General features: G+C 71.0%; 3 protein-coding genes. 2 read left to right on the forward strand and 1 reads right to left on the reverse strand.

The annotated features are described in order from the left end of the window. Positions 1–508 precede the first annotated feature (508 nt). Positions 509–2,056, reverse strand: a complete 1,548-nt coding sequence (locus ACZ4TO_RS27885; RefSeq protein WP_468025513.1) for an MFS transporter — start codon at positions 2,054–2,056, stop codon at positions 509–511. Positions 2,057–2,483: 427 nt separating this feature from the next. Between ACZ4TO_RS27885 and ACZ4TO_RS27890 the strand changes: the two genes are divergently transcribed. Then, positions 2,484–3,272: an ABC transporter ATP-binding protein gene (locus ACZ4TO_RS27890; RefSeq protein WP_037628177.1), complete on the forward strand. Its 789-nt coding sequence runs from the start codon at positions 2,484–2,486 to the stop codon at positions 3,270–3,272. Further along, a complete protein-coding gene (locus tag ACZ4TO_RS27895; protein ID WP_385044561.1) occupies positions 3,269–5,848 on the forward strand; it encodes an ABC transporter permease in 2,580 nt (859 codons plus the stop codon). Before ACZ4TO_RS27890 ends, ACZ4TO_RS27895 begins: the two co-directional genes overlap by 4 nt. Positions 5,849–6,063 lie beyond the last annotated feature (215 nt).

Below are 6,063 nucleotides of genomic sequence, written 5' to 3' on the forward strand. Positions count from 1 at the left end.
GCACGCTACTCGTAGGTAGCGGGGCGGCGCGACCGTTTCGCCGAACTGGGCGGTCGGTACGCGCTTACTCCGGCGACCTGGGGTGTTACCCGCGTTTACCTGTGGAGTTCTCCTGGAGCAGCCCTGGAGGTTCTCCGGTCTTCGTGTGGGGAAGCGGGTGCGGGGCGGAGGGCCGGGTTCGGTCCGGTGGGTGCGTCGGGTTCGGCCGGTGGGTGGGCCGGGTTCGGCCGGTGGGGGCGTCGGGTTCGGCCGGTGGGTGGTCGCGGTTCGGGTCCGGTGGGTGGGTCGGGGCCGTGCCGGTGCATCAGCCCGTCGCCGTTGGGTGAGGCGTGGGCGTCGGTGGCGACGGGCATCGGTGTACCGGCACGGCCCCTTCCGCCGGATGCCGACTGCGGGTGCGTCGTGGTGGCGACAGGCATCGGTGTACCGGCACGGCCCCTTCCGCCGGATGCCGACTGCGGGTGCGTGATCCTGACCCTTCCAGCACCGGCCGACGAGGGTTCAGCCGTCAGTCCGTCGGGTCGTCCAGGAGGGGGAAGCGGCGTGGTGCCACGAGCAGCAGGACCAGGAAGGCGAGCGCGGCGGCACCGGCGGCGCCCAGATAGACGGCGTGCACCGCGTCGGCGACCGCGTGGCGCAACCGTCCGTCCGGGGCGCCCGAGTTCAGCGCGCGGGTCACCGCGTCGAGGTCTCCGGCTCCGCCGAGCCGCGCGGCCAGCACCCCGTTGGCGACGGCGCCGAAGAGTGCGGCGCCGAGGGTCTGTCCGGTCTGCCGGCAGAACAGGACGGAGGCGGTGGTCGTGCCGCGTTCGGCCCATCCGACGGTGGACTGGACGCCGACGATCAGGGGGAGCTGGAAGAGTCCGAGGGCGCCACCCAGCAGCAGCATCAGCAGGACGGGCTGCCACGGCTCGCCCGGGGTGGGCAGGAAGGGGAAGGCGAGCAGGAGCAGGGCCGCCGCGCCGATGCCGAGCACGGCGGTGTCGCGGAAGCCGATGCGGCGGTAGACGTGCTGGCTGAGCGCCGCGGACACCGGCCAGCTCAACGTCCATACGGAGAGCACGAATCCGGCGGAGACCGGGGCGAGGCCGAGGACCGCCTGCGCGTAGGTGGGCAGGAAGACCGTGGGCGCGACCATGAGCAGCCCCAGTGCCCCGAGCGCCAGGTTGACCGCGGCGATCGTCCGGCGGCGCCACACCCAGCCGGGGATGATCGGTTCGGCGGCGCGCCGTTCCACGGCCACGACGAGGGCGAGCAGGCACGCTCCCGCGGTGAACAGGGCGATCGAGGGGGCCGAGAGCCAGTCCCAGGCGACACCGCCCTGCACGAGCGCCGTCAGCAGGACACCGCCGCAGGCGAACACCGCGAGGGCCCCCGCCCAGTCGATGCGCGGCCGCCGGCCGGGGACGGTCCGCTGCGGTTCGCGCAGATGACGGGCGATCAGCCACAGCGCGACGGCGCCGACCGGCAGATTGACGAGGAAGATCCACCGCCAGTCTGCGTAGGTCGCGAGGAGTCCGCCGAGAGCGGGGCCCGCGACGGCCGAGGTCGCCCACACCGTGGACAGTTTGGCCTGGATCTTCGGGCGTTCCTTGAGCGGGTACAGATCGGCGGCGAGTGTCTGCACGGTGCCCTGGAGGGCGCCGCCGCCCAGGCCCTGGACGACGCGGAAGGCGATGAGCGCGGCCATGTTCCACGCGCCGGCGCAGAGCAGGGAGCCGAGGAGGAAGAGCGCGGCGCCCGCCATGAGGACCGGTTTGCGGCCGAAGGTGTCGGAGAGCTTGCCGTAGACGGGGAGCGTGACCGTCACGGCCAGCAGGTAGCCCGAGAACAGCCAGGAGAAGACCGAGAAGCCGCCGAGGTCGCCGACGATCTGCGGGACGGCGGTGGACACGACGGTGGAGTCGAGGGCGGCGAGCCCCATCGCCAGCATGAGCGCGGCGACGACGGCGCGCCGCCGCCGGGTCTCGGTCCGCTCGGCGTGGACGGCGTCTTCCCGTACGACCGGTGTCCCGGTGTTCCGCTCGCCCACGGGATTCCTTCCCCCTGCATCCATCTGCCGCGGCCAGCTTCCCACTTGAGCCTCACGTCGGGGGAGGGTGGACGCTGTGTGGGCCCGGGGGTGGACCGGACCCCGAGGGGTTGTCCACCGGAGGGTGGAGAACCCCTAGGGGGACCTCCCCACCAGGGGTCGGGGAGGGTTCGTCCCGCCGGAGGAGGAGACGGGCCGAAGCCGTTCTTAACCTGGTTTTACGTCGTCGGGGTCGCGCTCCGGTCGTACGGACCGCACCTCCGGGGGTGGGGTTTTCCCCAGCAGAAGACGGGGCCGTGCACCAGCGCGTCCGACCCCCTCCCGACACCAGACTTGAAGGCACGGCCCGGCGTACCGCCCCGCAACGGTGTGGACGTCCGCGGCCTGTCGCACCCGCTCAGACTTTCGCAGCCCGGCAGGTCCCCCTGTCGGCAGACTTAGGAGACATACCGTGACATCGGCTGTAAGCATTCCCAGGCACGAGGGCACTGGAGGGCGTACGGCCGTCGCCGCGCGGGCGCGACAGGTCGTCAAGGCGTACGGGTCCGGGGAGACCCGTGTCGTGGCCCTCGACCAGGTCGACGTGGACATCGCGCGGGGCCGGTTCACCGCGATCATGGGCCCCTCGGGGTCCGGCAAGTCCACTCTCATGCACTGCCTCGCCGGGCTCGACACCGTCACCTCCGGCCAGATCTTCCTCGACGAGACCGAGATCACCGGGCTCAAGGACAAGAAGCTGACGCAGCTTCGCCGGGACCGGATCGGCTTCATCTTCCAGGCGTTCAACCTGCTGCCGACGCTGAACGCCCTGGAGAACATCACGCTCCCGATGGACATCGCGGGCCGCAAGCCCGACCGGGCCTGGCTGAACCAGGTCGTGGAGACCGTCGGGCTCAAGGACCGGCTCAAGCACCGTCCGACCCAGCTCTCCGGCGGCCAGCAGCAGCGCGTCGCCGTGGCGCGGGCGCTGGCCGCCCGCCCCGAGATCATCTTCGGCGACGAGCCGACCGGAAACCTCGACTCCCGGGCCGGCGCCGAGGTGCTGGGCTTCCTGCGGCGCTCGGTCGACGAGCTGGGCCAGACCATCGTGATGGTCACGCACGACCCGGTGGCGGCCTCGTACGCGGACCGGGTGCTGTACCTCGCGGACGGCAGGATCGTCGACGAGATGCACCAGCCCACGGCCGATCAGGTCCTGGACCGCATGAAGGACTTCGACTCCCGCGGGCGGACGTCATGACCGTCCTCAAGACCTCGATGCGCAACTTCTTCGCGCACAAGGGACGCATGGCCCTGTCGGCCGTCGCCGTCCTGCTGTCGGTGGCCTTCGTCTGCGGGACGCTCGTGTTCAGCGACACGATGAACACGACGTTCGACAAGCTGTTCGCCGCCACCTCCTCCGATGTGACCGTGAGCGCGAAGAGCGCCTCGGACACCGGCGAGACGACGTCCGGCAACGGCAAGCCGCCGGTCATGCCCGCCTCGGTCCTCGACAAGGTGCGGAAGGCGCCGGGCGTGAAGTCGGCCGAGGGCGCGGTCTTCTCCAGCGCCGTGACCGTCGTCGACGCCGACAAGGACAACCTCTCGCCCTCCAGCGGCGCGCCCACCATCGTCGGCAGTTGGAACGCCAACGAGGCCCGCACGATGAAGGTCACCTCCGGTTCGGCGCCCAAGGGCTCCGGTCAGGTGATGGTCGACGCGGACACCGCGGACAAGCACCACCTCGGGCTCGGTGACGAGATCGGCGTGATCAGCGCGGTCGGCACGCACACCGCGAAGATCTCCGGCATCGCCACCTTCACCGTCACCAACCCCGGCGCGGCCATCTTCTACCTGGACACGCCGACCGCCCAGAAGACGCTCGTCGGCCAGAGCGGCGTCTACACCAACGTGAACGTCACCGCCGCCGCCGGAGTCAGCGACGCCCGGCTCAAGCAGGACGTGATCGCCTCCACCGGCGGCCACTACAAGGTGCAGACCGCCAAGGAGACCGCCGACGCCAACAGCCAGGACGTGAGCGGCTTCCTGGACGTCATGAAGTACGCGATGCTCGGCTTCGCCGGGATCGCCTTCCTGGTCGGCATCTTCCTGATCATCAACACCTTCTCGATGCTGGTCGCCCAGCGCACCCGCGAGATCGGTCTGATGCGGGCCATCGGCTCCAGCCGCAAGCAGGTCAACCGCTCGGTGCTCGTCGAGGCGCTGCTCCTCGGCACGGTCGGCTCCGCTCTCGGTGTCGGCGCGGGCATCGGCATCGCCGTCGGCCTGATGAAGCTGATGGGCATGACCGGCATGAACCTGTCCACCGACGACCTGACGGTGGCCTGGACGACCCCGGTGATCGGCATGGTGCTGGGCATCGTCGTCACGGTCCTGGCGGCCTATCTGCCCGCCCGCCGGGCCGGCAAGGTCTCCCCGATGGCCGCCCTGCGCGACGCCGGCGCCCCCGCCGACGCGAAGGCCGGAGTCGTACGGGCCGTGCTCGGCCTGCTCCTCACCGGCGCCGGAGGCTTCGGCCTCTACCTGGCCGCCGACGCCACCAAGGCGAGCGAGGGCTCGATGTGGCTCGGCCTCGGCGTGGTGCTCAGCCTGCTCGGGTTCGTCATCATCGGCCCGCTGCTCGCGAGCGGTGTGGTGCGCGTCCTGGGCGCGGTCCTGCTGCGGGGCTTCGGCCCGGTGGGACGCCTGGCCGAGCGCAACGCCCTGCGCAACCCGCGCCGCACCGGTGCCACCGGCGCCGCCCTCATGATCGGTCTGGCGCTGGTCGCCTGCCTGTCGGTGGTCGGCTCCTCCATGGTCGCCTCCGCGACCGACGAGCTCGACAAGACCGTCGGCACCGACTTCATCATCCAGAACGACGGCGGCCAGCCGATCACCCCGCAGGCCGTGCGGGCCGTGAAGAAGACGCCGGGGCTGGCCCGGGTCACCGAGTACCGGGTCACCGAGGGCGACTACACCACCCCCGACGGCAAGACCCTCAAGGACACCGACATCACGGCGGCCGACCCCTCGTACGCCACCGACCTGCGGACCAAGACCGTCGCCGGCGATCTGAAGGACGCCTACCTGCCCGACTCGATGTCCGTCCACGAGAAGTTCGCCAAGGACCACGGCATCCACCTCGGATCGAAGATCAGGATCGCCTTCAAGGACGGCGCCACCGCGAACCTGACGGTCCGCGCCATCACCAGCAGCGACGCCGTCATCGACAAGGGCTCGAAGTACATCTCCATCGCCACGCTCGCCAAGTACGTGCCGGCCGACAAGATGCCGCTGGACGAGATGGTCTTCGCCTCCGCCAAGGACGGACAGCAGGACAGCGCGTACAAGGCCCTGAAGTCCTCCCTGCACGACTACCCGCAGTACCAGGTCCGCGACCAGACCGACTACAAGCAGGCCATGAAGGACCAGATCGGCCAGCTCCTGAACCTGATCTACGGCCTGCTGGCCCTCGCGATCATCGTCGCGGTGCTCGGCGTGGTGAACACCCTCGCCCTGTCCGTGGTCGAGCGCACCAGGGAGATCGGTCTGATGCGGGCCATCGGCCTCTCGCGCCGCCAGCTCCGCCGCATGATCCGGATGGAGTCGGTGGTCATCGCCCTCTTCGGCGCGCTGCTCGGCCTCGGTCTGGGCATGGGCTGGGGCGCCACCGCCCAGCAGCTCCTCGCCCTGGAGGGACTGAAGGTCCTGGAGATCCCCTGGCCGACCATCATCGGGGTCTTCGTCGGATCGGCCTTCGTGGGCCTGTTCGCCGCCCTGATCCCGGCGTTCCGGGCGGGCCGGATGAACGTACTGAACGCGATCGCCACCGACTAGGACCACGTCCTGGCCCTTCGGAGGCCAGGACCGGTCCCGGTGGTTCGGCGGGCGGTCGAAGGGGTCACCGCGTACGGGGGTCGCGGTGGCCCCGGCGGGGGGAGAGGGGGGGGGGGGGGGGGGTGGGGGGGGGGGGGGGGTGGGGTGGGGGGGGGGGGGGGGGGGGGGGAGGGGACCCCCACCCCTCCCCCGTATGGTGTTCCCTTTTTCCTCCC

Source organism: Streptomyces sp. NPDC028298 (genome assembly GCF_055565895.1).

What these genes read in the sequence shown, in the direction of transcription:
- ACZ4TO_RS27885 (WP_468025513.1), bottom strand. Translation starts at nt 2,056, where the DNA reads ATGGATGCAGGGGGAAGGAATCCCGTGGGCGAGCGGAACACCGGGACA.
- ACZ4TO_RS27895 (WP_385044561.1), top strand. Translation starts at nt 3,269, where the DNA reads ATGACCGTCCTCAAGACCTCGATGCGCAACTTCTTCGCGCACAAGGGA.